Origin of the sequence: Actinomadura terrae (assembly GCF_022751215.1) — a bacterium.
GTDB lineage: Bacteria > Actinomycetota > Actinomycetes > Streptosporangiales > Streptosporangiaceae > Spirillospora > Spirillospora terrae.
Genome location: NZ_JAICDG010000001.1, coordinates 1,715,268 through 1,741,556 on the forward strand (window position 1 = coordinate 1,715,268; position 26,289 = coordinate 1,741,556).

The 26,289-nt window shown below is 74.1% G+C and carries 31 protein-coding genes; 22 read left to right on the plus strand and 9 right to left on the minus strand.

What is annotated here, in order from left to right; all coding sequences use genetic code 11:
• Positions 1–29: 29 nt before the first annotated feature.
• Complete coding sequence (locus K2F47_RS07680) at positions 30–740, minus strand: DUF6882 domain-containing protein (RefSeq protein ID WP_242902056.1); 711 nt, start codon at positions 738–740, stop codon at positions 30–32.
• Positions 741–871: 131 nt separating this feature from the next.
• On the opposite strand from K2F47_RS07680, the gene K2F47_RS07685 reads away from it, so the two are divergent.
• Entirely contained in the window at positions 872–1,474 is a 603-nt protein-coding gene (locus K2F47_RS07685) for a hypothetical protein (protein WP_242902057.1), read from the plus strand.
• On the opposite strand, the gene ybaK is transcribed toward K2F47_RS07685, so the two are convergent.
• Positions 1,358–1,855: a Cys-tRNA(Pro) deacylase gene (gene ybaK, locus K2F47_RS07690; protein WP_242902058.1), complete on the minus strand. Its 498-nt coding sequence runs from the start codon at positions 1,853–1,855 to the stop codon at positions 1,358–1,360. The two genes, K2F47_RS07685 and ybaK, sit on opposite strands and share 117 nt — an antisense overlap.
• A gap of 23 nt (positions 1,856–1,878) precedes the next feature.
• A complete protein-coding gene (locus tag K2F47_RS07695; protein ID WP_242902059.1) occupies positions 1,879–2,550 on the minus strand; it encodes an LON peptidase substrate-binding domain-containing protein in 672 nt (223 codons plus the stop codon).
• Between the two features lie 168 nt (positions 2,551–2,718).
• On the opposite strand from K2F47_RS07695, the gene K2F47_RS07700 reads away from it, so the two are divergent.
• The 9 genes from K2F47_RS07700 to K2F47_RS07740 all read left to right on the plus strand — a co-directional run bounded on the left by K2F47_RS07700 (position 2,719) and on the right by K2F47_RS07740 (position 9,669).
• A complete protein-coding gene (locus K2F47_RS07700) occupies positions 2,719–3,534 on the plus strand; it encodes a PhzF family phenazine biosynthesis protein (RefSeq protein ID WP_242902060.1) in 816 nt (271 codons plus the stop codon).
• A 79-nt stretch (positions 3,535–3,613) separates the two neighbouring features.
• A complete protein-coding gene (hisD, locus tag K2F47_RS07705; protein ID WP_242902061.1) occupies positions 3,614–4,921 on the plus strand; it encodes a histidinol dehydrogenase in 1,308 nt (435 codons plus the stop codon).
• Positions 4,918–6,036 (plus strand): histidinol-phosphate transaminase, encoded by a 1,119-nt coding sequence (locus K2F47_RS07710; RefSeq protein ID WP_242902062.1) that lies wholly within the window; start codon positions 4,918–4,920, stop codon positions 6,034–6,036. Before hisD ends, K2F47_RS07710 begins: the two co-directional genes overlap by 4 nt.
• Positions 6,033–6,626, plus strand: coding sequence for an imidazoleglycerol-phosphate dehydratase HisB (gene hisB, locus K2F47_RS07715; RefSeq protein WP_242902063.1), 594 nt, complete (start codon positions 6,033–6,035; stop codon positions 6,624–6,626). The genes K2F47_RS07710 and hisB overlap by 4 nt, the downstream gene beginning before the upstream one ends.
• 2 nt (positions 6,627–6,628) lie before the next feature.
• A complete protein-coding gene (locus tag K2F47_RS07720; protein WP_242902064.1) occupies positions 6,629–6,799 on the plus strand; it encodes a CG2302 family histidine operon protein in 171 nt (56 codons plus the stop codon).
• Positions 6,796–7,443, plus strand: coding sequence for an imidazole glycerol phosphate synthase subunit HisH (gene hisH / locus K2F47_RS07725; protein ID WP_242902602.1), 648 nt, complete (start codon positions 6,796–6,798; stop codon positions 7,441–7,443). Before K2F47_RS07720 ends, hisH begins: the two co-directional genes overlap by 4 nt.
• A 52-nt stretch (positions 7,444–7,495) precedes the next feature.
• A complete protein-coding gene (priA, locus tag K2F47_RS07730) occupies positions 7,496–8,215 on the plus strand; it encodes a bifunctional 1-(5-phosphoribosyl)-5-((5-phosphoribosylamino)methylideneamino)imidazole-4-carboxamide isomerase/phosphoribosylanthranilate isomerase PriA (RefSeq protein ID WP_242902065.1) in 720 nt (239 codons plus the stop codon).
• Entirely contained in the window at positions 8,212–8,973 is a 762-nt protein-coding gene (gene hisF / locus K2F47_RS07735) for an imidazole glycerol phosphate synthase subunit HisF (protein WP_242902066.1), read from the plus strand. The genes priA and hisF overlap by 4 nt, the downstream gene beginning before the upstream one ends.
• Positions 8,974–9,078: 105 nt before the next feature.
• Positions 9,079–9,669: a hypothetical protein gene (locus K2F47_RS07740; RefSeq protein ID WP_242902067.1), complete on the plus strand. Its 591-nt coding sequence runs from the start codon at positions 9,079–9,081 to the stop codon at positions 9,667–9,669.
• An 18-nt stretch (positions 9,670–9,687) separates the two neighbouring features.
• Here K2F47_RS07740 and K2F47_RS07745 read toward each other — a convergent pair whose 3' ends face one another.
• Positions 9,688–10,863 carry a winged helix DNA-binding domain-containing protein gene (locus K2F47_RS07745; RefSeq protein ID WP_242902068.1) on the minus strand — a complete coding sequence of 392 codons (1,176 nt, stop codon included), beginning with the start codon at positions 10,861–10,863 and terminating at the stop codon, positions 9,688–9,690.
• 38 nt (positions 10,864–10,901) lie between these two features.
• Positions 10,902–11,234 carry a hypothetical protein gene (locus K2F47_RS07750; RefSeq protein WP_242902069.1) on the minus strand — a complete coding sequence of 111 codons (333 nt, stop codon included), beginning with the start codon at positions 11,232–11,234 and terminating at the stop codon, positions 10,902–10,904.
• Between the two features lie 144 nt (positions 11,235–11,378).
• Here K2F47_RS07750 and K2F47_RS07755 point away from each other — a divergent pair, with 144 nt between their 5' ends.
• Positions 11,379–11,984 carry a phosphorylase family protein gene (locus K2F47_RS07755; RefSeq protein ID WP_242902070.1) on the plus strand — a complete coding sequence of 202 codons (606 nt, stop codon included), beginning with the start codon at positions 11,379–11,381 and terminating at the stop codon, positions 11,982–11,984.
• Positions 11,985–11,997: 13 nt separating this feature from the next.
• Here the strand turns inward: K2F47_RS07755 and K2F47_RS07760 are convergent, their stop codons facing one another.
• From K2F47_RS07760 to K2F47_RS07775, 4 genes are all read right to left on the minus strand, one after another.
• Positions 11,998–12,450 carry a hypothetical protein gene (locus K2F47_RS07760; RefSeq protein WP_242902071.1) on the minus strand — a complete coding sequence of 151 codons (453 nt, stop codon included), beginning with the start codon at positions 12,448–12,450 and terminating at the stop codon, positions 11,998–12,000.
• Positions 12,451–12,551: 101 nt separating this feature from the next.
• Positions 12,552–13,799, minus strand: a complete 1,248-nt coding sequence (locus K2F47_RS07765) for a hypothetical protein (protein WP_242902072.1) — start codon at positions 13,797–13,799, stop codon at positions 12,552–12,554.
• 113 nt (positions 13,800–13,912) lie between these two features.
• Positions 13,913–15,694, minus strand: coding sequence for an ABC transporter ATP-binding protein (locus tag K2F47_RS07770; RefSeq protein WP_242902073.1), 1,782 nt, complete (start codon positions 15,692–15,694; stop codon positions 13,913–13,915).
• Positions 15,691–17,526: an ABC transporter ATP-binding protein gene (locus K2F47_RS07775; RefSeq protein WP_242902603.1), complete on the minus strand. Its 1,836-nt coding sequence runs from the start codon at positions 17,524–17,526 to the stop codon at positions 15,691–15,693. Before K2F47_RS07775 ends, K2F47_RS07770 begins: the two co-directional genes overlap by 4 nt.
• Positions 17,527–17,712: 186 nt before the next feature.
• On the opposite strand from K2F47_RS07775, the gene K2F47_RS07780 reads away from it, so the two are divergent.
• The 11 genes from K2F47_RS07780 to K2F47_RS07830 all read left to right on the plus strand — a co-directional run bounded on the left by K2F47_RS07780 (position 17,713) and on the right by K2F47_RS07830 (position 26,148).
• On the plus strand, positions 17,713–18,456 hold the full coding sequence (locus K2F47_RS07780; RefSeq protein ID WP_242902074.1) for a TIGR03085 family metal-binding protein: 744 nt from the start codon (positions 17,713–17,715) through the stop codon (positions 18,454–18,456).
• Between the two features lie 253 nt (positions 18,457–18,709).
• Positions 18,710–18,916 carry a cold-shock protein gene (locus K2F47_RS07785; RefSeq protein ID WP_018657218.1) on the plus strand — a complete coding sequence of 69 codons (207 nt, stop codon included), beginning with the start codon at positions 18,710–18,712 and terminating at the stop codon, positions 18,914–18,916.
• A gap of 135 nt (positions 18,917–19,051) precedes the next feature.
• Positions 19,052–19,435 (plus strand): phosphoribosyl-AMP cyclohydrolase, encoded by a 384-nt coding sequence (hisI, locus tag K2F47_RS07790; RefSeq protein WP_242902075.1) that lies wholly within the window; start codon positions 19,052–19,054, stop codon positions 19,433–19,435.
• The gene (locus K2F47_RS07795; protein WP_242902076.1) at positions 19,432–20,073 is read left to right on the plus strand and encodes a TIGR02234 family membrane protein; all 642 of its coding nucleotides are present in this window, start codon (positions 19,432–19,434) and stop codon (positions 20,071–20,073) included. Before hisI ends, K2F47_RS07795 begins: the two co-directional genes overlap by 4 nt.
• A complete protein-coding gene (locus tag K2F47_RS41285) occupies positions 20,070–20,747 on the plus strand; it encodes a winged helix-turn-helix transcriptional regulator (protein ID WP_242902077.1) in 678 nt (225 codons plus the stop codon). Before K2F47_RS07795 ends, K2F47_RS41285 begins: the two co-directional genes overlap by 4 nt.
• A gap of 60 nt (positions 20,748–20,807) precedes the next feature.
• Entirely contained in the window at positions 20,808–21,248 is a 441-nt protein-coding gene (locus K2F47_RS07805) for a DUF2752 domain-containing protein (protein ID WP_242902078.1), read from the plus strand.
• 92 nt (positions 21,249–21,340) lie between these two features.
• Positions 21,341–22,144 carry an indole-3-glycerol phosphate synthase TrpC gene (gene trpC, locus K2F47_RS07810; RefSeq protein ID WP_242902079.1) on the plus strand — a complete coding sequence of 268 codons (804 nt, stop codon included), beginning with the start codon at positions 21,341–21,343 and terminating at the stop codon, positions 22,142–22,144.
• 437 nt (positions 22,145–22,581) lie between these two features.
• Entirely contained in the window at positions 22,582–23,796 is a 1,215-nt protein-coding gene (gene trpB, locus K2F47_RS07815; RefSeq protein WP_242902080.1) for a tryptophan synthase subunit beta, read from the plus strand.
• A complete protein-coding gene (gene trpA, locus K2F47_RS07820; protein WP_242902081.1) occupies positions 23,793–24,605 on the plus strand; it encodes a tryptophan synthase subunit alpha in 813 nt (270 codons plus the stop codon). The genes trpB and trpA overlap by 4 nt, the downstream gene beginning before the upstream one ends.
• A gap of 216 nt (positions 24,606–24,821) precedes the next feature.
• A complete protein-coding gene (locus K2F47_RS07825; RefSeq protein WP_242902082.1) occupies positions 24,822–25,313 on the plus strand; it encodes a vitamin K epoxide reductase family protein in 492 nt (163 codons plus the stop codon).
• A 58-nt stretch (positions 25,314–25,371) separates the two neighbouring features.
• A complete protein-coding gene (locus tag K2F47_RS07830) occupies positions 25,372–26,148 on the plus strand; it encodes a DsbA family protein (RefSeq protein ID WP_242902083.1) in 777 nt (258 codons plus the stop codon).
• Positions 26,149–26,289: the final 141 nt, after the last annotated feature.

Sequence of the window (26,289 nt, forward strand, 5' to 3'; positions counted from 1 at the left end):
CGCCGCAGTGTCCGCCGAAGGAAGGCGCTCTATGCGCCTGACGCCAAGGGCACTGCCATAGGCACAGCTTCCCAGTGGATGAAGCGGCCGAGGTTGTCGAAGTGGGCCCGGGTGGTGCCGCCTTCGGGGGGGTGGAGTTCGGTGAGGACGTCCGTCTGGCGGTAGGGGACGCGGTGGTGGGACAGGAGCCCGGCCAGCGTGAGGCGGGGCTCGTGCGGGAACAGGCTCGCGGCGTTCGACAGCAGGCGCGGGACGGGGACGGGGTCCCAGCCGGCGGGCGGGGCCTGCGGGTCGTCCACGTGGAGGTAGGCGGAGCCGCCGTCGTAGCCGGCGCCGATGTAGCCGGCGCCGCCGAGGACGCCGCCGGCGGCCATCGCGACGAGTTCGCCCCCGTGCCCGGCGGGGCCCTCGTACCAGGACAGGTCGACCTCGGGGGTGGTGAACTCGGTGACGCCGAGGCGCTCGCCGAGGGTCCGGATGATCAGTGTCGGGGCGACGGCGGGGTGGTCGGGGCCGAACTGGGGGTTGGCCCAGCCCCAGAGCCAGGTGCGCTCGCGGGCGGCGTAGCTGCCGAGCAGCGAGACACGGACGGTGACGCCGCCGCTGGCGTAGGTGCGGGCGGTGAGGTCGGCGCTCCAGTCCTCGCGCGGGAGGAACTCGGCGAGCGTCTCCTGCCGTTGCAGGACGACGGCCGCCAGGGCGGCGCCGAGGCGTTCGAACGCGGGACTGAATCCGGACATGTCGGGCACATTATCCCAGTGATCGAGGCGGCTGTGGGCGGGAATCGGGCACCTTGTGACGGTCGATCCGGCCGACGCGGGCAGGCTAGGCTTTCGCTGTCAGACGACACTTCCACCAAGGAGCGTACGAGGTGCGGCGACCGGCCGGGAGGCTCTTGGCGACCTGGGTCGCCACCACCGCCGTCGTGGCGCTGCTCGGGCCGCCCCTCGGGCTGCTGTGGGCGAAGACCGTCCCGACGGTGCGGTACGTGATCGTGCAGGGCGAGCCGCTGCTCGCCGATCCCGAGGGGCAGGGCCCGATCGGCGTCGACGTCCGGTTCGCGCTGATCGCGCTCGTCGCCGGGCTCTGCTGCGGCGCCGCCGCGTACGCGGCGGGCCGCCGGTTCGACGACGTCGCGCTGCTGCTCGGGCTGGTCGCGGGCGGTGTGGCGGCGTCGGTGCTCGCGTGGCGGACCGGCCACATGATCGGTCTGGACGGCTACCACGACGCGGTCCGCCGCGGCCGCGACGGCACTCTCGTCGACGGCGTCGCCGACCTGCGCGCCAAGGGCGTGCTGGTGTTCTGGCCGGTGCTCGCGGTCGCCGCCTACGGGCTGCTGGAGTTGGTGTTCCGGCGGCTACCCGCGGGCGATGGCGGCGAGCACGGCGCCGGTGAGGCGGACGAGGTCGGCGGGGGAGAGCTCGATCTCCAGTCCGCGCCGTCCGGCGGAGACGTAGAGGGTCCCGAACGCTGAGGCTGACGCGTCCAGCACGGTCGGCAGCCTGCGGCGCTGGCCGAGCGGGCTGATCCCGCCGACGACGTACCCGGTGGCGCGCTCGGCGTCGGCCGGGTCGGCCATCCGCGCCTTCTTCCCGCCCGCGGCGGCGGCGAACGCCTTCAGGTCCAGCGTGGCCGAAACCGGCACGATGCCGACGGTGAGCCGCCCGTCCACTTCGGTGAGCAGGGTCTTGAAGACGCGTTCGGGCGGCAGGCCGAGGGCGTCGGCGGCGGCCTGCCCGTAGGACGCGGCGTCCGGGTCGGCGTCGAAGGCGTGCAGCGTGAACTCGATCCCGGCCTTGGCGGCGGCGAGGGTGGCCGGTGTCCCCTTGGCCCCCTTGGCTTTGGCAGCGCTCATGCGGGACAGTCTGCCCGCCCCGCTCAGTTGGGGTTGAACGAGCCGTCGAGGAACTGGCCCGCCGGGATCGTCGGCAGCGCGTCCATGATGCGGTTCTCGCGGGAGAGCAGCTCGCGTTCGGCCGCGAGCCGGTGCGCGGCGTCCTCGGCCTCCAGCAGCCGCTGCTTCTCGTGCCCGTCCAGGACGAGCGAGGCGGCGACGACGTAGGACAGCCGGACCGGGTCGTCCGGCAGCTCGGGGCCGTCCGGGTCGCCGCCGGGCGCGATCCCCACCGCGCGCAGCCGCTCCCGGTACAGCCGGAACAGCCGCCGGACGCGGCGCGCGGCCGCCTCGGGCGCGCTGCCGGGCTCCTCGGGCAGGAACTCCACCTCGCCCTGGAGGTAGGGGCGGGACCGGTCCAGGCCCTTCAGCCGGAACCGGCGGGTCCCGGTGGTCACGATGTCGTACCGGCCGTCCGGGCGGGGCGCCACCTCGCGCACCTCGGCGACGCAGCCGACCTCCGCCAGGCGCCGGGCGCCGTCGTCGCCGACCTCGTGGCCGAGCTCGATGCCGACGACGCCGAACCGGCGCGGCTCGGGCCGCTCCAGCAGGTCGGCGATCAGCAGGCGGTAGCGCCCCTCGAACAGGCGCAGCGGCAGCACCAGCCCCGGGAACAGGACGGTGCCCAGCGGGAACAGGGCGAGCCGCTCGGTCACAGGGTTCTCCCACGCTCGCGGGACGCCTCCGGCACGGCGCCCCGTGCGCCAGCGTACGCCGGGACCGGTGATCGCCCCATTGTGGAATTCTCACAATTTGAAGCGGCGGGCCACTTTCCGCCGATTGGCCCTGCGGCCCGGCGCGCGGTGGCGGGTAGCGTCACGATCATGCGCATGCTCGTCGTGGACGCCTTCACCGCGCGCCCGTTCGCCGGCAACCCCGCCGGGGTGTGCCTGCTCCAGGACGCCGCCGACGCGGGCTGGATGCAGCGGGTCGCCGCCGAGATGAAGCACTCGGAGACCGCGTTCGTCCGCCCCCTGCCGGACGCGGACGCCGACTACGAGCTGCGCTGGTTCACGCCGCTCGTCGAGGTCGCGCTGTGCGGGCACGCGACGCTGGCGAGCGCCCACGTCCTCTACGACACCGGGACCGTCGACCCGGGCCGCCCGATCCGGTTCCGGACGCTCGGCAGCGGCGTGCTCACCGTCGCCCCCGCCGCCGGCGGGTCGCTGTCGATGGACTTCCCCGCCGTCCCCGCCGCGCCGGTGGAGCCGCCGGAGGGCCTCGCGGCGGGGCTCGGCGTCCCGCTGCTGTGGACGGGCCGGACCGCCCAGAACGACCTGCTCGTCGAGATCGCCGACGAGGCGACGGTGCGGAGCCTGGCCGTCGAGGTCGCCGAGCTCGCCCGCGTCGACGTCCGCGCCGTGATCGCCACGGCCGCCGCCGAGTCGGCGGAGGGGGAGTACGACTTCGTCTCCCGGGTGTTCGCCGTGCGGGTGCTGCCCGGCGACGGCGAGGACCCGGTGACCGGGTCGGCGCACTGCACGCTCGCCCCGTTCTGGGCCGGACGGCTCGGCCGCACCGCCCTGACCGGCTACCAGGCGTCCGAGCGCGGCGGCCACGTCCGGACCGAACTGCGCGGGGACCGGGTGGTCCTCACCGGCACCGCCGTCACCGTCCTGGACGGGACGCTGCGGATCTGATCTTCAGGGGCGTCTCGGCACGTGAGACGCTGTACGGGCGATGCGCCGGTGACCCGTGCGCACTCCGTAGACTGGGCGGGTGATTTCCCGTATCGACCTGCGCGGTCCCCTTCCGGGCGACCTGCGCTCCGTGCTGCCCCGCGCCGAACTCGACGTCGAGGCCGCCCTGGACAAGGTGCGGCCCATCTGCGCGGACGTGCGCCATCGCGGCGCGGCGGCGGTCCGGGAGCACACCAGGGCGTTCGACGGGGTCGACCGGGAGAGCAGCCGCGTCCCGGTCGAGGAGGTCCACCGGGCCCTCGCCGGGCTCGACCCGGCCGTCCGCGACGCGCTGGAGGAGAGCATCCGCCGCGCCCGCGCCGTGCACCGCGCGCAGCGCCGCGCCGAGGTCACCACGCAGGTCGTGCCGGGCGGCACGGTCACCGAGCGGTGGATCCCGGTCGGGCGGGTCGGGCTGTACGTGCCGGGCGGCCAGGCGGTGTACCCGTCCAGCGTGGTCATGAACGTCGTGCCCGCCCAGGAGGCGGGTGTCGGGTCGCTCGCGGTCGCCTCGCCCCCGCAGAAGGAGTTCGGGGGGCTGCCGCACCCGGCGATCCTCGCGGCCTGCGCGCTGCTCGGGGTCGAGGAGGTGCACGCCGTCGGCGGCGCGCAGGCGGTCGCGATGTTCGCCTACGGCACCGCCGACTGCCCCCGCGCCGACCTCGTCACCGGGCCCGGCAACGTCTATGTCGCCGCCGCCAAGCGGCTGCTCAAGGGCGTGATCGGCATCGACGCCGAGGCGGGCCCGACCGAGATCGCGATCCTCGCCGACGGCACCGCCGACCCGGTGGAGGTCGCCGCCGACCTGATCAGCCAGGCCGAGCACGACGTGCTCGCCGCCGCCGTCCTCGTCACCGACTCGCCGCGGCTCGCGGACGAGGTCGAGACCGAGCTGAAGGCGCAGGTCGCGCGCACCCGGCACACCGAGCGGATCACCGAGGCGCTCGCCGGGCGGCAGTCCGGGATCGTCCTGGTCGACTCGGTCGAGGCCGGGCTGAGCGTCGTGGACGCCTACGCCGCCGAGCACCTGGAGATCCACACCGCCGACGCGGCGGCGGTCGCCGCGCGCGTCCGCAACGCCGGGGCGGTCTTCGTCGGACGGTACGCGCCGGTGTCGCTCGGCGACTACCTCGCCGGGTCGAACCACGTGCTGCCGACAGGCGGCTGCGCCTGCCACTCCTCGGGGCTGTCGGTGCAGTCGTTCCTGCGCGGCGTCCACGTCGTCGAGTACGACCGGGACGCGCTCGCGGAGGCCACCGGGCGCGTCGTCGCGCTCGCCGAGGCCGAGGACCTGCCCGCCCACGGCGCCGCGCTGAAGGCCCGGTTCGACTGGGAGGTCCCCTCGTGACCTCGCTGGACGACCTGCCGATCCGCGACGACCTGCGCGGCCGGGAGCCCTACGGCGCCCCGCAGCTGGACGTGCCGTACGCGCTGAACACCAACGAGAACCCCTACCCGCCGTCCGAGCGGCTGGTGAAGGCGCTCGGCGAGGCCGTCATGGACGTCGCCGGGACCCTCAACCGCTATCCCGACCGCGACGCGACCGCGCTGCGCGACGACCTCGCGGCGTTCCTGAACGCCGACACCCCGGGCGCGGGCCTCACCGGCCGCCGGGTGTGGGCCGCGAACGGCTCCAACGAGATCATCCAGCAGATCCTCCAGGCGTTCGGCGGCGCGGGCCGTACCGCGCTCGGCTTCGAGCCGTCCTACTCGATGCACCCGATCATCACCGGTGTGTCGGGGACCCGCTGGGTGGACGCCTCCCGTGACGAGGACTTCGGCCTCGACCCGGCCCGCGCGGTCGCCGCCGTGCGCGAGCACCGGCCCGACGTCGTGTTCCTCACCTCGCCGAACAACCCGACCGGAACCGCGCTGCCGCTGGAGGCTATCGAGGCCGTCCTGAGGGCCGCGCCCGGCATGGTCGTCGTGGACGAGGCGTACGCGGAGTTCCGCCGCGCCGGCACCCCGTCCGCGCTGACGCTGCTGGAGGAGCACCCGCGGCTGATCGTCACGCGGACGATGTCGAAGGCGTTCGCGATGGCCGGGACCCGCCTCGGCTACCTCGCCGCCCACCCGGCCGTGATCGACGCGCTGCTGCTCGTCCGGCTGCCCTACCACCTGTCGGCGGTGACCCAGGCGGTCGCCCGCACGGCCCTCGCGCACGGCGAGGAACTGCTCGGCGGCGTCGAGGCGCTGCGCGGCGAGCGCGACGCGACCGTCGCGTGGCTGCGCGGGCAGGGGCTGCGGGTCGCCGACTCCGACGCCAACTTCGTCCTGTTCGGGACGTTCCCCGACCGTCGCGCGGTCTGGGAGGGCATGCTGGCACGCGGCGTCCTGATCCGCGAGGTGGGCCCCCCGGAATGGCTGCGGGTCAGCGTCGGGACCCCGGCGGAGATGGCCGCGTTCCGCGGCGCGCTGAGCGCCGCCATGAGTGATTCGCAAGCACTGGAGGAGAGTTCGTGACGCGCAAGGGACGGGTCGAACGCGGCACCAGCGAGACCCGCGTCCTCGTCGAGATCGACCTGGACGGCACCGGACGGGTCGACGTGGCGACCGGCGTGGGGTTCTTCGACCACATGCTGGCCCAGCTCGGCAAGCACGGATCGTTCGACCTGACCGTCAAGACCACCGGCGACCTGCACATCGACAGCCACCACACGATCGAGGACACCGCGATCGCGCTCGGCCAGGCCTTCGCCGAGGCGCTCGGCGACAAGGCCGGGATCCACCGCTTCGCCGACGCGTCGATCCCGCTGGACGAGGCGCTCGCCCAGGTCACCGTCGACGTGTCGGGCCGCCCCTACCTCGTGCACTCCGAGCCCGCGGGCATGGCCCCGATGATCGGCCCCGAGTACGACACGACGATGACCCGGCACGTGCTCGAGTCGTTCGTCTCGCACGCCCGGGTCGCGCTGCACGTCCACGTCCCCTACGGGCGCAACGCCCACCACATCGTCGAGGCGCAGTTCAAGGCCCTCGCCCGCGCGCTGCGCGACGCGGTCGCGCTCGACCCGAAGGTGCACGGCGTGCCGTCCACCAAGGGGGCGCTGTAGCCGTGGAGATCGGCGGGGTGGAGTTCACCTACGGCAACGTCGTGGTGTTCGCGGTCGCGGCTTTCCTGCTCGCGGGCGTCTACAGCTTCGTCAAGCAGGGGCTGAAGATCGCGGCGCTGGTCGTGCTGGTACTGGCCGGGCTCGCGGTCGCCGGGGGAGTGCTGTGGCTGTGAAGAAGGTCGCGGTCCTGGACTACGGCTCGGGGAACCTGCGCTCGGCCGAGCGCGCCGTCGCCCGCGCCGCCGGGGCCGGGACGGAGGTGACGGTCACCGCCGACTGGGACACCGCGCTCGCCGCCGACGGGCTCGTCGTCCCCGGCGTCGGCGCGTTCGCCGCGTGCATGGCGGGCCTGCGCTCGGTGCGCGGGGAGCAGATCATCGGCCGGCGCCTCGCGGGCGGGCGGCCCGTCCTCGGCATCTGCGTCGGCATGCAGATCCTGTTCACCAAGGGCATCGAGCACGGCGTCACCACCGAGGGCTGCGACGAGTGGCCCGGCACGGTGGACCGGCTGGAGGCCCCGGTGGTCCCGCACATGGGCTGGAGCACGGTGGACGCGCCGTCCGGCTCGACCCTGTTCGCGGGGATCGACCCGGGCACGCGGTTCTACTTCGTGCACTCCTACGCCGCGCGCCGCTGGGAGCTGGAGCCCGACCCGACCGGGCATCTGGAGCCGCCGCTGGTCACCTGGGCCGAGCACGGCGACCGGTTCGTCGCCGCCGTCGAGAACGGCCCGCTGTGCGCCACCCAGTTCCATCCCGAGAAGTCGGGCGACGCGGGCGCCGCGCTCCTGCGCAACTGGCTGTCCACGCTCGCCTGAGCACCTCCCGGATACAGATCATCGATCCACTCCGCCTCGATAGGGTTTCCGCATGACTTTGACGCTTCTTCCCGCGGTCGACGTCGCCGACGGCCAGGCGGTCCGCCTGGTGCAGGGCGAGGCCGGCTCCGAGACGTCCTACGGCGCGCCGCTCGACGCCGCGCTGGCGTGGCAGCGGGCGGGGGCGGAGTGGATCCATCTCGTCGACCTGGACGCCGCGTTCGGCCGCGGCTCCAACCGCGACCTGCTCGCCGAGGTCACCGGCCGGCTGGACGTGAAGGTCGAGCTGTCGGGCGGCATCCGCGACGACGCCTCGCTGGAGGCGGCGCTCGCGACCGGCTGCGCCCGCGTCAACATCGGCACCGCCGCGCTGGAGGACCCCGCCTGGTGCCGGAAGATCATCGCCTCGCACGGCGACCGGATCGCGGTGGGCCTGGACGTGCGCGGCACGACGCTCGCCGCGCGCGGCTGGACCCGCGAGGGCGGCGACCTGTGGGAGGTCCTCGCCCGCCTGGAGGAGGACGGCTGCCCCCGCTACGTCGTCACCGACGTCACCAAGGACGGCACCCTGCGCGGCCCCAACACCGACCTGCTGCGCGAGGTGTGCGCGCGCACCGACAAGCCGGTCGTCGCGTCCGGGGGCGTCTCGTCGCTGGACGACCTGCGGGCGATCGCCGGACTCGTCCCGGACGGCGTGGAGGGCGCGATCGTCGGCAAGGCCCTGTACGCGGGCGCGTTCACGCTGGAAGAGGCCCTGGAGGCCGTCAGGTGAGCGTGGCCGTACGGGTGATCCCGTGCCTGGACGTCGACGCGGGGCGCGTGGTCAAGGGCGTCAACTTCCAGAACCTGCGGGACGCGGGCGACCCGGTCGAGCTGGCCCGCCGCTACGACGCCGAGGGCGCCGACGAGCTGACGTTCCTCGACATCACGGCCTCCAGCGGCGACCGGTCCACCACCTACGAGGTCGTGCGGCGCACGGCCGAGCAGGTGTTCATTCCGCTGACGGTCGGCGGCGGCGTCCGCACCGTCGAGGACGTCGACCGGCTGCTGCGCGCGGGCGCCGACAAGGTGTCGGTGAACACCGCCGCGATCGCGCGGCCGGAGTTCCTGCGCGAGGCCGCGCTCCGGTTCGGGTCGCAGTGCGTGGTGCTGTCGGTGGACGCGCGGCGCGCGGCGGGCACCGCGTCCGGGTTCGAGGTCACCACCCACGGCGGGCGCGAGGGCACCGGCATCGACGCGGTCGGCTGGGCCCGGCGCGGCCAGGACCTCGGCGTCGGGGAGATCCTGCTGAACTCGATGGACGCCGACGGCACCAAGGAGGGCTTCGACCTGGAGATGCTGGCGCTGGTCCGCGCGGCGGTCTCGGTGCCGGTCATCGCCAGCGGCGGCGCGGGCGCGCTCGCGGACTTCGCGCCCGCCGTCGACGCGGGCGCCGACGCGGTCCTCGCCGCGAGCGTCTTCCACTTCGGCGAGCTGACGATCCCCGAGGTCAAGGGGGCGCTCGGCGCCGCGGGGCACCCCGTCCGCTGAACGGCTCCGGGGGAGTCGCTGGCGGGCCGCCGGTTTGTCTGGGATCGTGGCGATCAGAACACGGCTAGAGGGAGTGCGACGATGTGGCCCGGGGCGAATCCACCGATGGGACCGCCGCCCGGGGGGCCGCTCCCCCTGGGCCCCGCGTGGGCGCCGCCGCCGATCAAGCCGAGCGCGGGCTGGTACGCGCTGCCGGTCGCATTCCTCGTCGCCGCCGTGCTCTCGATCGGCCTCATGGCGGGCCTCGCGGTGAACGATCCCGGCGTCGCCTCCATGTCGCCGGTGTCGGGCGACCCGAGGCAGGGCGTGGCCGTGGACCTGACGGAGGGCCACAACTACTTCCTGTATGTCCGCGGCGGCCAGTCCGCGCCCTACGCCTGCGCCGTCCAGCAGGGCAGCGCGTCCAGTGACCTGAGGCTGACGCGCAAGAACTCCTGGAGCGCCAACGACAACGCCGGGTACTCCTACGCCGCCACGTTCGAGGCGCCGGTGAGCGGGCAGGGGCTGCTGATCTGCCACGGCCCCGGCGGCCGGGTGCTGGTCACGCCGGACGACACCCAGGACTTCTACCTCGGGATGGCCCTGATCGTCGGCCTGCCGCTGATGGTGTTCGCGGTCGTCGGGTTCGTGTTCGTGGCGATCCGCCGCAACAACGCCAGGCGCCGCCGCGACCAGGCCCTCGACTACCCGTACTGATCGGGTCGGGCCGCCGGTTCAGGCGGTGAGCTCGCGTTCCAGCGGTGTGCGGAAGCGCGGGATCGCGCGGACGTCGCCGTACCAGGCGGCCATGCGCCCGGCCTCCCGCTCGGCGGCGGTCCGCGCGTCGGCGCCGGCGTCCTCCAGGAACCGCAGGACGATCTCGCCGTCCGCGCGCTGCGCCCAGCCGCCGACGATCCGCCCGTCCCACCACAGCGACGGGCCGATGTTGCCGTTGCGGTCGAACAGGGCCGGGCCGTGCCCGCCGAGGAACCAGCCGCGCTCCTTCCAGCCCATCGGGGTCGGGTCGAGGGCGGGCAGCAGCGCCGCCCACGGCTCGGCCGGGGGGACCGGCTCCAGGTCGTCGGCGAGGACGAGGCCGCTCGTCCCGCCGAGGTCGACCTCGGCGACGTCGAGGGGGGCGAGGGCCTTGCGGACGGCGGTGGCGCTCCAGCCCGTCCACCAGCGCAGGTCGTCGAGCGGCGCGGGACCGAAGGCGCGCAGCCAGCGCTCGGCGAGCGCGGTGGCGGCCTCGTCGGCCGGGACGGCGGGGACGCCGCCGGGCAGCCATGCCTCGACCGGCGACCAGCGGTACTGGCTGCTGATCCAGCTGCCGTTCGGGCGGCCGCGGACGATCCGCCCCTCGCAGCCGAGCGTGACCAGCACCCACGTCGTGATGCTCGTGGGCTTGGAGTAGGACTTGCCCGGCGCCGGGTCGACCTGCGTGCGCAGCCGCGGTTCGTCGACGCCGAGCTGCGCGCCGGTCGCCTCGCCGCGGGCCAGCAGCGCGCGGTGGGCGCTCTCGGCCACGTCCCGGAAGAACGCGTCGGCGTCCTCGACGACGCCGGCCTTCTCGAGGAACCGCGTGTAGGTCCGGCGCTGCTTGTCGGCAAGCGCGTCGGCCGTGGACGCCTGGAGGACCGGGACCAGCTCGACCGGCGCCACGAACATCGTGCGGCGCATCGCGAGCATGCGCAGCAGGGAGCGGTCGTCGTAGAGGGCCCGCTCGACGTCGGCCGGGACCGCCCGCGCGCTGCGGGCCGCCACCGACAGGAACACCGTCGCGGGGTCGGTGGCGTGCAGCACCACCAGGGACCGCACGATCGCGGCGACGTCGTCGGTGCGGTCGGCTGCCGCCAGCCGGTGCCGCCGGGCCAGCCGGGCACGCCGCTCCGCTTCCGTAATCGAACGCATGAACGAATACTACGCGTGCGGCGCGCCCGTTCGAGCCGTCAGCCGTTGTGGGAGATCTTCACGACGACGTGGTCGTCGGTGACGGACTGGACCGAGACGTCGAATCCGTCGGACTGCTGCCCGTCGCCCACCGGGACCGTCACCCGCTGTCCGGCGATCTTGAGGGTGACGTTCTCGCCCTTGACGTCCACCAGCTCGGCCTTCACGCCGAGGATCGAGGCGCTCGCGTCCACGCCCCGGTCGAAGGTGACCGTGCAGGAGTTCGTGTTGCAGTCGGTCTTGGTGTTCTCGCCGTCGCACGCCGCGAGGGCGCCGAGCGGGAGCAGGATCAGGGGCAGGACGGCCAGCTTCCGGCGTACGGAGGAGGTCATGCCGGCGAGTCTAGGACGCGCCCACCCGCCCGCCCGTCCTCCCGGAGACGGGACTTGCGGGGTCCGTTCGTAGTACTTGGTGGTGAGGGCGTCTCGTCGGCGCGCGAGCTGGAACTTCGTCCGGCGGCGTGTTTCGCTGGGGCGGTGACCAGTACAGGCGTCTACCCGCCGGCCCTCGTCGGCCCGGTGGTGTGCGCGGGGCTGCGGATGGAGGCCCGCGCGGTGCGGCGCGGCCTCGCCGCGACCCCGGTCGTGGTGGTCGGCTACCGCGCCCGGCGCGCCGACCGGCTCCCGGCGGCGTGGGCGGCGCTGGTGACGATGGGGTTCGGCGGCGCGCTCGACGAGCGGCTGCGCCCCGGCGACGTCCTGGTGGCCGACGAGATCCGGGGCGGCGGCGACCCGGTGCGCTGCCACGCGGTGTCCCTGCTGGCCGGGGAGCTGATCAAGGACGGCCTGAGCGTGCAGGTCGGGCCGCTGGTGACCACCGACCACGTCGTGGGCGGCGCGGAGCGGGCCGTCTGGGCCGCGCAGGGCGCGCGGGTGGCCGACATGGAGTCGGGCGTGGTCGCCGAGTGCGCGGGCGGGCGTCCGGTGGCGGCCGTCCGGGTCGTCGTGGACGGTCCGGGCCGTCCCCTCCTGCATCCGGGGACCTTCGCGCGGGGGCTCGCGGCGCGCCGCGTCCTCGCGCGCACCGGGCCCGCGCTGGAGCGCTGGGGCGCCTTCCTGATCAGCGGAGCCGGGACGCCTTGACCGCGGCATCCGGTCAGCCGTGGTTCATGCCGGGCATGTCCGGCATGCCGCCGTGCGTGTCGCCGGACGTGATGCGGCCCCCGAGGTCCTTCTGGAGCGCCTGGAGCGTCGCGGGCGTGCCCACCGCCACCCAGCGCGTCCCGACCAGGTAGGAGCCGCCCCAGGGCTTGGCCTCCGCCATCCAGGCGGCCATCCCCTTGTCGGTGGTGAAGCTCACCAGGACGTACCGTCCGCGCGAGTTCGCGCAGTTGCCCTGCTGGAGGTCCTCGGCTCTGCGGTGGCCGGTCAGCGTGCAGCCGGTGCGGTCGGCGAGCTGGTCGAGGCTCGCCGGGGTGCCCGCCCTGTCCGCGGCGGCGTGCCCGCCGTGCCCGCCGTTCTGCCCCGCGCATCCCGCTGCCAATGGCAGCGCCAGGACGGCGGCGCCGTACAGCAGCCTGGTCGCGCCGAGGTGGTGCGTGAAGGCCATGGCCGTTCCTCCCGGGGTGAGACGCGCTTCGACGGTGAAGTACGCGTCCCGGGCCGGGCGGGTTCAGCCGGTGGTCGGGAAGCCTGTGGTTCGGAGGAGGGTCAGAGGGCGCGGGCGGCAGCGGCGGCGCGGATGTCGTGGTCCTCGGCGGTGTCCAGATGCAGGCGTTGCAGGCGGACGCGTGTCTCGTCGGTCAGCGGCGCGAGCCGGACGGCCTCGCGCCGGACGCCCTCCTCGCAGTCCCACAGGCCCTCGACCGTGTAGGCCTCGGCGGTGTGCGGGGCGGTGCGCGTCAGCGCGGTCAGTATCCGCGGGCGCAGATAGGCGTAGGTCGACTCGGTCCAGGCGGTCTTCAGCAGCGGGACGGCCTCGCCCGCGCGCAGCCGGCCGAGCCCCTCGATCGGGTTGGCGGCGTCCCACCACTCGCGGCGGCCGACGGCGCCGCGCAGCTCGTCCATCAGGAAGGGGATGTCCTGCCGGGTGCCGTAGCGGGCGAGGATGCGCAGCCCCATGTCCTCGCAGCCGGTCCGCTGCGCCGCCCACGCGCGCGCCCGGGGGAGCGTCTCGGGCCCGTACTCGCGCAGCGCCCGGCAGACGGCGCCGCCGAACCTGCTGGGTCTCGCGGGCAGCAGCTCCTCGGCGAGGTCGAGCAGCGCGAGCGTCCGCCTGCGGCCCAGCTCGAAGATCGCCCCGATCGAGCCCTCGCCCTGCCGCCGCGCCAGCTCCAGCAGCTCGGCCTCGGTGCGCTCGCCGCCCCGCGCGCCCGAGCCCGCGGGCCGTCGCGCCCGGCCCGCCTCACGCCGCCGGGTCAGCGCCTCCGCGATCCGCGGCTGCCGCGCCGCCCACGTCTCGATCACCGGGTTGTAGCCGCCCGGGACCAGCATGTCGAGGGCCCGGTCGTCGCAGCGCGCGGCGGCCAGCTCGTCCAGCCCGATCGTCAGCGCCGGGTCGCCGAGCTCGACCAGCACGTCCAGCGCGTCGAACCAGTGCGCGCCCTCCTCGGCGTAGCGGCGCAGCAGCAGCCCCGCCTCCCGCCTGCTCAACCGCACGAGGTGGGACAGCACGTCCAGCGCCAGCTCGACCCGCCAGTCGTCCGGATCGGTCTGGTCGGACGGATCGAACAGGTGCTCGGCCACCGGCCCGGACGGCAGTTCGAGATCGACCATCAGCCGCGCGTAGTACAGCCCCCGCGACTCGCACTGCGGATCCCAGCGCGGATCGCGGCGTATGCAGTCGTAGACGAACTCGCCCGCCCCCGCGCTGTCCGCCGCGCGCCGCGCGGCCCTGCCCAACCCCCGCTGCAACTGTCCGTGCAGCGTGCCCGCCGATTCCAACACCTCGTTGCTCACCCCTGAAGAATGCGCACTCAAGCAGATAACGGGCAAGTGCTTTACCCCGGGCCGTGCCGTCCTCACCGTCCGAGACGGTGCCGGTACGGTGCCGGCACCGTCCCTGCACCGTCTCAGATGCCGCGCTGCGCCGTCCAGGACGCGTGCAGGTCGGCGTAGACCCCCGGCTCGGCCACCAGCTCGGCGTGCGGCCCGCGCTGGACGATCCGGCCCGCGTCGAACACGATCACCTCGTCGGCCGCCTCGGCGGTCGACATCCGGTGCGCGATCGAGATCGCGGTGCGGCCGCGGGTGACGCCGTCCAGCGCGCGCTGGATGCGGACCTCGGTCGCCGGGTCGACGGCCGAGGTCGCCTCGTCCAGCACGAGCAGGTCGGGGCCCGCGATGTAGGCGCGGGCCAGCGCCACGAGCTGGCGCTCGCCCGCCGACAGCGACTCGCCGCGCTGCCCGACCGGGGTCGCGAGGCCGTCCGGGAGGCCCTCCAGCCAGTCGGCGAGGCCCAGTTCCGCCAGCGCGGCGGCGAGGTCGGCGTCGGACGCGTCCGGCCTGCCGTAGCGGATGTTGTCGGCGAGGGACGCGTCGAACAGGAAGCCGTCCTGCGGCACCATCACGACGCGCTCCCGCAGGGAGGAGAACCGGACCCGGTCCAGGGGGACGCCGTCCACCAGCACCCGCCCGGACGTCGGGTCCATGAGCCGGGTGAGGAGCTTGGCGAACGTGGTCTTGCCCGACCCGGTCTGCCCGACGATCGCGACGCGGGTGCGCGGCGCGATCGTCGCGTCCACCTCGTGCAGGACGGGCGGCCCGCCCGGGTAGGCGAACCCGACGGACTCGAACCGCACCTCGATCGGCCCGCGCGGCAGGGCCTCGCCGTCCTCGCCGGGGTCGGCGACGTCGGGCACGGTGTCCAGCACGCCGAGCACCCGCCGCCACCCGGCGATGGCGTTCTGCGCCTCGTTGAGCACTTCGGTGGCGGTCTGCATCGGACTGACGAACAGCGTCACCAGGAACAGGAACGCGACCAGCTCGCCGGCCGTCAGGTGCCCGTCCACGCCCAGCAGCACGCCCGCCACGACGACCGCGGCGGTCGCCGTGGCCGCGACCAGTTCGCTGACCGGGAACGTGAGCGCGACCATGGCCTGGGCGCGGGTCTGCATGCGGCGGTGGGCGTTCACGGTCTCGTCCACGCGCTGCCCGGTGCGCTCCTCCGCCGCGTAGGCGCGGATGACCGGCGCGCCCACGACCGACTCGCTGACGGCCGCGAGCAGGTCGCCCATGCGCTCGCGGACCCGCGTGTAGGCCGCCGACACGATCCGCTGGAACCGGCGCAGCACGAACGCCAGCGGCACGAACGCCGCCCACACCAGCAGCGCGAGCTGCCAGGAGTAGACGAGCATGAGCACGCTCGCGACGACCAGCTGGCCGATCGACACGATGAACATGAGCCCGCCGGACTGCATGAAGTTGCTGATCTGGTCGACGTCGCCCGTCACCCGCGACACCAGCGCGCCGCGCCGCTCCCCGCTCTGGGTGAGCATCGACAGGTCGTGGACGTGCCGGAACGCCTTCACCCGCAGCGAGGCCAGCCCGCCCTCGGACGACTTGTACAGCCGCACGTTCATCGCGTACGCGCACAGCGCCGTCATCAGCACCGCGACCGCGCACAGCAGCACCGCCGCGCGGATGAACCCGAGGTCGGGCCCGCCCGCGTGGTTCAGGCCCTTGTCGATCGTCTGCTGGACGGCGATCGGCACCACCACCCGCCCGGCCGTCGAGGCCAGCGCGAGCGCCAGCGTCACCGGCAGCCCGGCCCGGAACTCCGGGCTCAGCGCCAGCCCGCGCCGCAGCGTGCTCAGCGCGCCCTCCGTCGTGGACGTCCCGCTCAGCGTCGTCATGCCACGGCCTCCTCGCCGCCCTCGGCGGCCTCCCGCTCGATCTCCCGCTCCGCCTTCTCCGCCGCCTGCTCGGCCTCGGCGCGCTCGTAGGCGTTGACCAGCTCGCGGTAGCCCTCCGACGTCTCCAGGAGTTCGGCGTGGCAGCCGCGCGCGGTGACCCGCCCGCGCTCCAGGTAGACCACCTCGTCGGCCAGCGCGATCGTCGCCTTGCGGTAGGCGACGACCACGACGGTCGCGCCCGAGCCGTCCCCGCCCGACTGCGCCTCCCGCAGGCCTTGCAGGATGCGCGCCTCGACCCGCGGGTCCACGCTGGAGGTCGCGTCGTCCAGGACGAGCAGCCGGGGCCGCCGCACCAGCGCGCGCGCCAGCGCGAGCCGCTGGCGCTGGCCGCCCGAGAGCGTCGCGCCCCGCTCGCCGACCTGCGTGTCGAGCCCGTCCGCCAGGCCCGCGACGAACCCGTCGGCCTGGGCGAGGCGCAGCGCCTCCCAGACCCGCTCGTCGGGGACGTCCAGCCCGAGTGTCACGTTCCCCCGCACGCTGTCGTCGAAAAGGAACGTCTGCTGCGGGACGAGCGCGGCCGACGCGGCGACGCCGCCCCGCCGCACGTCGCGCAGGTCCACGCCGTCCAGCAGCACCGAGCCGTCCGCCGGGTCGACGAGCCGGACCAGCAGCGACGTCAGCGTGGACTTGCCCGACCCCGTCGGGCCCACCACCGCGACCGTCCGGCCGGGGGCGGCGGCGAACGACACGTCGTGCAGGACCTCGCGCCCGCCCTCCCCGCTCTCGGCCGCGCCCTCGAAGGCGAAGCGGACGTCGCGGACCTCCAGCGCCGCCGCCTTGTCCTCGCCGAGCGCCGCGTCCCCGAACGGGAGGGAGCCCTCCGCGTCCAGGACGCCGCGCACCCGCTCCCAGCCGACGACGCTGCGCGGCACCTCCGCCAGCACCCAGCCGAGCGCCCGGATCGGCCACGCCAGCAGCGTGAACAGGTAGGAGACGTGCACCAGGTCGCCCGCCGTCATCGCGCCCGAGTCCAGCCGCACCGACCCGATCAGCAGGACGGCGAGCACCCCGAGGTTCGGCAGCGCCTCCAGCACAGGGTCGAACAGGCCCCGGATCCGGCCGACGGCGACGTTCGCGTCCCGCAGCTCCTCCGCGGCGGCCCGGAACCGCTCCGTCTCGTCCTGCTCGCGGCCGAGCGTCTTGACGACCAGGCCGCCCTCGAAGCTCTCGTGCGCCACCTCGCTCACCTCGGCGCGCAGCCGCTGCGCCCGGGTCGCCACCGGCGACAGCCGGCGCTGGTAGGCGACGTTGATCAGCGCGATCGCCGGGAAGATCAGGAACGCGACCGCCGCGACCGCGAGGTCGGTCGTGACGATCGACACCGCCGCGATCAGCAGCATGAACACGACGCCGACCGCCATCGGCAGCGGCGCGAGCGGCGCCCACGTCGCCTCCACGTCGGCGTTGGCGTTCGACAGCAGCTGCCCGGTCGGGTGCCGGTGGTGCCACGCCAGCGGCAGCCGCAGGTACTGCCGCGTTACCGCCTGCCGGTAGGACGCCTGCATGCGGTACTGCACGAGCCCCGCGTAGAACCGGCGGCCCGCCACGCCCAGCGCCTTCAGCGCCGCGACGCCGACGATGGCCACCGCCGCGCCCGACAGCGCCCCCGCCGTCGTGTGCCCCGACCGGAACGCCGGGAGCACGACGTCCTCGGTCGCCCAGCCCAGCACCTGCGCGGTCGTCACCGTCATCGCGGCGTAGAGCGCGCTGGCGAGCACGGAGATCGTGAAGGCCCGGGGTTCGGCCCGCACGGCCACCCACAGCACGCGCATTCCCTCGCGCAGGACGGGTGGACGGGCGCGGCTGGACGCTGGCGGCACGGCGTACTCCTCGATCGGCGGCGCCCGGGCGAAATGCCCCCAGAGTTCCGCGCTCGGGGGGTATGCGGGCCTGGATATGCCTACCATCCGCCGCGGACGCTTATTCCCGGCGCGGCCGCCCCGGCTTACGATCATGCAATGAGCACGCCCGACGACGACGCCGCGCGGGACCCCCGAGGGCCCCGGGCGGACGGCCCCGCGCGGACCGATCCGGTGCGCGAGGAGCGGCGCGGGCTCGCCGCCGCGCTCGCCGCCGCGGGCCCGGACGCGCCCACCCGGTGCGCCGGCTGGGACGCCCGTGACCTCGCCGCCCACCTCGTCGTCCGCGAGGGGCGGGTGGACGCCGGCCCGGGAATACTCCTCCAGCCGCTCGCCTTCTACACCGAGCGCGTCAGGCGGCGCGCGGCGCGTACCGTCCCGTTCGATGTGCTGGTGGAACGGTTTCGTCAGGGTCCGCCGAAGTTCTCCCCGGCCGCCCTTCCCGGTATGGACAAAATCGCCAACGCCGTGGAGTTCTTTGTCCACCATGAGGACGTCCTGCGTGCGGGCCCGGACTGGGAGCCCAGGGAGCTGTCGGGCGAACTGGAGGAACTCCTCTGGCGCAGGATTAAAATTGCCCGCTTTGTCCTAAGAAAAGTTCACGTTGAGGTAACACTGGTGCAGCCGGACGGGCGCAGCCTGCGGGTATCCGGCGGCGACCGGCGCGGACGCGGCGGCCCGCGGGGCGCGGCGGGGCGGGGCGTGCCGGGCCCCGTGCGCGTCCATGGTCCCGTAGGGGAACTCGTCCTGTGGGCCGTCGGCCGCCGGGACGCGGCGCGCGTCCGCCTCACCGGGCCCACGGACTCTGTCAAGACCCTGACCGAGACCGGTTGGAGTCTTTAACGGGCAGGTAACGGCAGGGTTCGCCGAGAGAAGAAACGCAAGCCTTGTAGCTCCTCCGCTTTACGTGGAAGCGGTGATACGGTGGGGCCCGTCGGTTGCAGTCGTGGTTCTCGATCGTTTGTCCAGACGCCCGCGGACTGATGGCAGCGGGCGTTTTGGCTTTTCCGGGACCGTACCGGGGGCGAGGGCGTTCCGCAGCGACCGCGCCGGGCCCGCGAGGTGTGGGCCCGTGTTTTGCCGCAAGGAGAAAGACATGCCCCAGCAGGGCACCGTGAAGTGGTTCAACGCCGAGAAGGGCTTCGGTTTCATCGCCGTGGACGGCGGCGGTCCCGACGTCTTCGTGCACTACTCGGCCATCCAGTCCTCCGGCTACCGCACGCTGGACGAGAACCAGCGCGTCCAGTTCGAGGTGACGCAGGGTAACCGGGGGCCGCAGGCAGACCAGGTCGTCCCCCTGTAAGGCCCGTAGTCGTACGTCAGGGCTCGTCCCCTCTCCGGGGGACGGGCCCTTTCGTGTCCCGGGGCTCCGCTTCCTGTCCCGGGCTCCGGCGGGGGCGGTCCCGGCCGCGCCACCGCAGCGGGCACAATGGAGCCCATGTCCGTTCGACCGTCCAACCTGGACCAGAAGATCGCAGACCGGCTGAAGCGCGACCCCGCCGGGCTGCTGCCCGCCATCGCCCAGCAGTACGACACCGGTGAGGTGCTCATGCTCGGCTGGATGGACGACGAGGCCCTGCACCGCACGCTGACCACCGGCCGCTGCACCTACTGGTCGCGCAGCCGCCAGGAGTACTGGGTGAAGGGCGAGAGCTCCGGGCACCAGCAGTGGGTCAAGTCGGTCGCGCTGGACTGCGACGCCGACGCGATCCTCGTCAAGGTCGACCAGGTCGGCGCCGCCTGCCACACCGGCGACCGCACCTGCTGGGACGCCGACCCCCTCCCCGCCGTGGTCGGGGAGCGCCCTGACTCCGGCTCATGACCCCCGGGCGTGAACGCGGCCTGACGGCGCTGCTGTGCGCCGCCGGGGCCGGGCTCGCCCTGCTCGCCGCCGGGCGGCCCTGGGCCACCGTGCACGCCGGAGACTCGATCACCCCCGTCGCGCACCAGCTCAGCGGCCGCGACCTCGGCGGCACGCCGGGCGCCCTCGCGCTCGCGGGGCTGGCCGCCCTCGCCGCGCTGTTCGCCACCTCCGGTCGCGTCCGCGCCGCCATCGGCGCCCTGACCGCGGTGTTCGGCGCCGGTGTCGTGTGGGCCTCGACCGCCGCCGTGCGCGACTCGCGCGTGCTGGACGCGGCGGGCGAGCGCAGCACGCTCGTGAGCCTCGACGCGCATCCGGCGATCGACGTGAACCTGTGGTGGATGGTGTCGGTGACCGGCGGCGTCGTCCTCGCGGTGGGCGGCCTGCTCACGCTCGTCCGGGGCACTCGCTGGCCCGGGATGTCGGCCCGCTACGACCGCGCCTCCGGCCGCCGCGCCCCCGCACGCGCGACCGCCCAGACCGCCCCGCCCGCCGGAGACGGCGAGCCGAGCGGGGAGGCCGGGGCCGACGCGTCCGCACTCTGGAAGTCCCTCGACCGCGGCGAGGACCCCACCGCCCGCCGGAACGGCCGTCCGTGACCGCCGACCCGGGCGGGCCCGGGGCCGGGGTCGTCCTCGTCGCCGAGCACGACCCCGCCGTCGCCGAGCTCCAGCGCCGCTACCTCGCCCGCGAGGGCTACGACGTCGAGATCGAGCCCGACCCCGCCGAGGCGCCCGCCACCGCCGGACGCGCCGCCCCCGACCTGGTCGTCCTCGACCTGTCGGTGTCCGCCCTGCCCGCCGACCTGTACCGGCGCGTCGCCGACGCCGCCGCGCCCGCGCCCGTCATCGCGGTCACCGGGCCCGTGGACGCCGCGCTCGCCCGCGTCCTCGGCGACCGCCGCGTCGAGCGGCCGTTCGCGCCCCGCGTCCTGGTCGGCGCCGTCGCCGACGCGCTGCGCGGCACCGGCGTCCCCGAGCCGCCCGGCCTGCTGCACGCCGGTCCCGTCGCGCTCGACACCCGGGGCCGCTCGGCCAGCGTCGGCGACCGCCGCGTCGCGCTCACCGTCACCGAGTTCGACCTCCTGGAGTTCCTCATGGGCAACCCGGGGCGCGTCTTCACCCGGGAGCAGCTCCTCGACGCCGCCTGGGGGCCCGGCGCCGGCGCGGGCAGCCGCACGGTCGACGTCCACGTCGCGCAGCTGCGCGCCAAGCTCGGCGAGGACAACCCCATCCGCACCGTCCGCGGCGTCGGCTACGTCCTCGACCGATAGGTCCCGGCGGGCACTGGTGGGCAGGGCGGTCCGGTGGGCGGGGCGGTCTATCGTGGGGACGTGACCCGAGTGCCCGTCCAGCCGCCGCACCCGCCCGGACGGGTGTCGCTGGGGGCCCTGCGTCCCCAGCTGCTCGTGGCGGGCGCGGTCGCCGCCGGGGCGGTCGTCGTCGCGTTCCGCGACCCGAACCAGCCGGGGCACTACCCGGGCTGCCCGTTCCTGGCGATGACCGGCTACTACTGCCCGGGGTGCGGCGCGACCCGGCTCGTCCACGCGCTCACCCACGGGGACGTGGGCACGGCGTTCGGCTTCAACCCGCTGCTGTTCGTGCTGCTGCCGGTGTTCGCCTACATGTACGCCAGGTGGACGTACCTGGCGTCGCGGGGGCTGCCGATGCGGTCCGTCCTGTTCAAGCCGGTGATCGCGTACGGGTTCGTCGGCGTGCTCGCGGTGTACTGGATCGTCCGGAACCTCCCCTTCGGTCATGCCCTTGCCCCCTGAGGGCTCGGGCGGGGGCTCCCGGGTGCCGGGAGCGTCCGGAGGGGCGGCTACGATCGGTGCACGGAACGACCGGAAATAGGGGGCCTATCACCTTGAGCGTGCTGGACGAGATCATCGAGGGCGTCCGGGCCGATCTCGCTGACAGGCAGCGTGAGGTTCCGCTCGACGCACTCAAGGAGAAGGCCGCGCAGGCCCCGTCCCCGCGCGACGCGCTCGCCGCGCTGCGCGGGCAGGGCGTGTCCGTCATCGCCGAGGTCAAGCGCAGCAGCCCGTCCAAGGGCGCGCTCGCCGCGATCGCCGACCCGGCCGCGTTGGCCCGCGACTACGAGGCCGGCGGCGCCCGGGTGATCAGCGTGCTCACCGAGCGGCGCCGCTTCGGCGGCAGCCTCCAGGACCTCGCCGCGGTGCGCGCCAACGTCGACGTCGCCGTCCTGCGCAAGGACTTCATCGTCAGCTCCTACCAGCTCTGGGAGGCGCGGGCCCACGGCGCCGACATGGCGCTGCTGATCGTCGCCGCGCTCGACCAGGACGCGCTGGTATCGCTGGTGGAGCGGGCCGAGTCGATCGGGTTGCTGCCGCTCGTCGAGGCGCACACCGAGGAGGAGGCCGCCCGGGCGGTCGAGGCGGGCGCCAAGGTCATCGGCGTGAACGCCCGCGACCTGCGCACCCTCCAGGTCGACCGGGGCGTGTTCGCCCGCGTCGCGCCGCTGATCCCCAAGGACGTCGTCAAGGTCGCCGAGTCGGGCGTGCGGGGCCCGCACGACCTGCTCGCCTACGCCTCCAGCGGCGCCGACGCGGTGCTGGTGGGCGAGAGCCTGGTGATCGGCAAGGACCCGCGCGCCGCGGTCGCCGACCTGGTCGCCGCCGGCGCCCACCCAGCGCTCCGCCAGGGCTAGCAGCTGTGTTTATTGAAGTCCCAACCCACGGCCGCTCGCCTGGCGGCTGTGTTCATTGCAATCTCGGCCCACCGCCCTCGCCTGGCGGCTCGGGCAGTGACCGATCTTGTGCGGGCGCGGATCGCTTCGCGATTTTCGCGGTGGGGGCTTGCCTCCGGCGTCGCCCCCACCGCTCAGTCAACGCGCCCGCGTGACGGCTGGGGCCACTTGAACACGCATGCCCTGACCCGCTGCGCGGCGGTCTGGTGATCACGCGATGCCGTGTCGGGGCCTGCTGAGCACGGTCGTTGGGCGAGGGCCGTGGGTCGGCGCCTGCCAACACAACGGTAGGGTGACGGGCATGCTGGCAGAGCCGCTGCGGGAGCGATGGCGGGCCGTCCCGATCCACTGATCAGACGGCCCCGTATCTCGACTTCCCGACAGGACGCGTTTCCCTCATGACCATCGACACCGCCGTCCCCGACGCGAGCGGCCACTTCGGCCCCTTCGGCGGACGGTTCGCCCCCGAGGCGCTGATGGCGGCGCTGGACGAGCTCACCCGCGAGTTCGAGACCGCCAAGAACGACCCCGCGTTCACCGCCGAGCTGGACGACCTGCTCGCGAACTACGCGGGCCGCCCGAGCCTGCTGACCGAGGCCAAGCGCTTCTCCGAGCACGCGGGCGCCCGCGTGCTGCTCAAGCGCGAGGACCTCAACCACACCGGCTCGCACAAGATCAACAATGTGCTGGGCCAGGCGCTGCTCACCCGGCGGATGGGCAAGACCCGTGTGATCGCCGAGACGGGCGCGGGCCAGCACGGCGTCGCGACCGCCACGGCGGCGGCGCTGCTCGGCCTGGAGTGCACCGTCTACATGGGCGAGGTCGACACCGAGCGGCAGGCCCTCAACGTCGCCCGCATGCGGATGCTGGGCGCCGAGGTCGTCCCCGTCCGCACGGGCAGCAGGACGCTCAAGGACGCCTGCAACGAGGCGTTCCGCGACTGGGTCGCCAGCGTCGAGCACACCCACTACTGCATCGGCTCGGTGATGGGCCCGCACCCGTTCCCGATGATGGTCCGCGACTTCCAGCGGATCATCGGGGTCGAGGCGCGGCGGCAGTGCCTGGAGCTGACCGGCGCCCTGCCCGACGCGGTCGTCGCGTGCGTGGGCGGCGGGTCCAACGCGATCGGCACGTTCCACGCCTTCGTCCCGGACGCGTCCGTCCGGCTGTACGGGTTCGAGGCGGGCGGCGACGGCGTCGCCACCGGCAAGCACGCCGCGACGCTGGTCGGCGGCTCGCTCGGCGTCATCCACGGCATGCGCACCTACCTGCTCCAGGACGACGACGGCCAGACCATGGAGACCCACTCGATCTCCGCCGGCCTCGACTACCCCGGCGTCGGCCCCGAGCACTCGTGGCTGCACGACTCCGGCCGCGCCGAGTACCGGGAGATCACCGACGCCGAGGCGATGGAGGCGTTCGCGCTGCTGTGCCGGACGGAGGGGATCATCCCCGCCATCGAGTCCGCGCACGCGCTCGCCGGAGCGCTCAAGGTCGGCAAGGAGCTGGGCCCGGAGGCGACCGTCGTGGTGTGCCTGTCCGGACGCGGCGACAAGGACATGCACACGGCCGCCTCCTTCTTCGGCCTGATGCCGGAAGGGGACGTCGAATGAGCGTCCGGGACGCCTACGACAAGGCCCGCGAGGAGGGCCGCGCCGCGCTGGTCGGCTACCTGCCCGCCGGGTTCCCCTCGTTCGAGGGCGCGGTCGAGGCCGCCACGGCGATGGTGGACGCCGGCTGCGACGTCATCGAGATCGGCCTGCCCTACACCGACCCGATGATGGACGGCCCCACCATCCAGGACGCGGTGCACCAGGCCCTCGTCGGCGGCGTCCGCGTGGCCGACGTGTTCCGCACGGTCGAGGCCGTCGCCGCGACCGGCGTCCCGACCCTCGTCATGACGTACTGGAACCCCGTCGACCACTACGGCGTCGACGCGTTCGCCCGCGACCTGGCCTCGGCCGGCGGCAGCGGACTGATCACGCCCGACCTGACGCCCGAGGAGGGCGGCGCCTGGCTCGCGGCGTCCGACGAGCACGGCCTCGACCGGGTCTTCCTCGTCGCGCTCAGTTCCACCGACGAGCGGATCGAGACGGTCACCGCGGCGTCCCGGGGGTTCGTGTACGCGGCGTCGCTGATGGGCGTCACCGGTGCCCGCACCGCCGTCGACACCGGCGCGCCCCGGCTCGTCGAGCGCACCCGCGAGATCATCGAGCGGTCCGGTGCGCGGCTGCCGATCGGGCTCGGGCTCGGCGTCGGCAACGGCGCCCAGGCCGCCGAGGTCGCCGGGTTCGCCGACGGCGTGATCGTCGGCTCGGCGTTCATCCGGCGGCTGCTGGACGCCCCCGACCTCGCCTCCGGGATCGCCGGGGTCCGGGCGCTCACCACGGAACTGGCCGCGGGGGTCCGCAAGGGCCGCTGAGGCGCCCCGCGGAGCCCGGGCCCCCGCGACATTCGGGGACCGCCGTGCGGATGTGGCAAACGTCCACGGAAATACGGAGCCTTTTCGTTTCCGTGGACGTTTTCCTCCATTCTGGGAACTCGACGCCTCCGGCGCACGGTTCATGCTTGTGGCGGCCCCGCTCTCCCGTAGGGTGTGTGTTCGCCGGAGCAGCGAGGCGGTCCTGGAAGGATCACGATGACGCGAGAGATGACGGCCCGGGAACGGGCCGGTGCGGCGAGCGAGCCGCCCCGGCCGCTGTGGTTCCAGGGCACGGCCTGGGCGCTCACCCTGGCCGGGCTGGGGATCTCGGTGTACCTGACGATCTCGCACTACCACGAGGGCGCGCTGGCCTGCTCGGCCTCGGGCACCGTGGACTGCCACGCCGTCACCACCAGCAAGTACTCCAAGCTGATCGGCATCCCCATGCCGCTGCTCGGGCTGGCCTCCTTCGTCGGGTTCGCCGCGCTGATCACCCCCTGGGCGCTGCGCTCGACGTGGCCGCCGCTCCGCTGGGGACGGCTCCTGGCCGTCTGCACGGGCGTGCTGATGGTCGTCTACCTGGTCACAGTGGAACTGGCGGTCCTGCACAAGATCTGCCTGTGGTGCACCGGCGTGCACGCGATCACCGTCCTGCTGTTCCTGCTCGTCCTGTTCGACGAATTCCGGCGGATCGGTCAGGTCGACTAGTCTCGCCGGGACCCGCGCCGCGCGGCAGTCGCGGCCCCCATCCCTAGGAGAACTACCCATGAGCAAGGCCGCACGAGAGCGGTCCGCGCGCGAGAAGCTGGCCGCCGAGCGCAAGCGGCAGGCGGCGCGGCAGAAGCAGCGGCGGCTGCTCGCGATCGTCGTCGGGGCCGTGGTCGCGGTGGCCGTGGTCGTCGTGGCGGTGGTCGTCATCATGGACCAGCGCGACAAGAACGGCACCGCGAAGGTCCACGAGGGCGCGCTCGCCCCGCTCAGCCGCGACGCCGACGGCTCGATCGTGATGGCCAAGGCGGGCGTGACCAAGCCGGTCCTGGAGATCTTCGAGGACTTCCAGTGCCCGATCTGCAAGCAGTTCGAGGAGAAGAGCGGCGAGACCGTCCAGCAGCTCGCGGCCGAGGGCAAGGTCAAGGTCGTCTACCGGCCCTTCCACCTGTTCGGCCAGATGAAGGACCCGGTCAAGATCAACTCGCTGCGGTCGGCCGAGGCGGCGCTGTGCGTACCCGCCGACAAGTGGGTCTCCTACCACGACGCGCTGTTCAAGTTCCAGCCCAACGAGGGCTCCAAGGGCTTCGCGCCGGACGACCTCGTCAAGTGGGGCAAGGACGTCGGCGTCACCGACCCGAACTTCGAGAAGTGCGTCCGGGACGAGCAGAAGAAGGCGCAGGTCGACCAGATGACCAAGTACGCCCTGGAGACCCGCAAGGTCGAGGGCACCCCGACGGTCTTCCTGGACGGCAAGCAGCTCGACCTCCAGAGCCAGCTCATGAACACCGACGAGCTGAAGGCGGCCATCGCGCAGGCGGGCGGCGGCAAGTGACCGCCACCGGCTGACCCCGGCCCCGGCAGGCCCTCGCGTTCGGCGGCAGGCGCGCCGCGTCGTTCCATCGGGAACGGCGCGGCGCGCGCGTTCGTCCGGCCCCGCGCTCGTACGCTGCTCAGCAAGCATCTGACGGGCCGA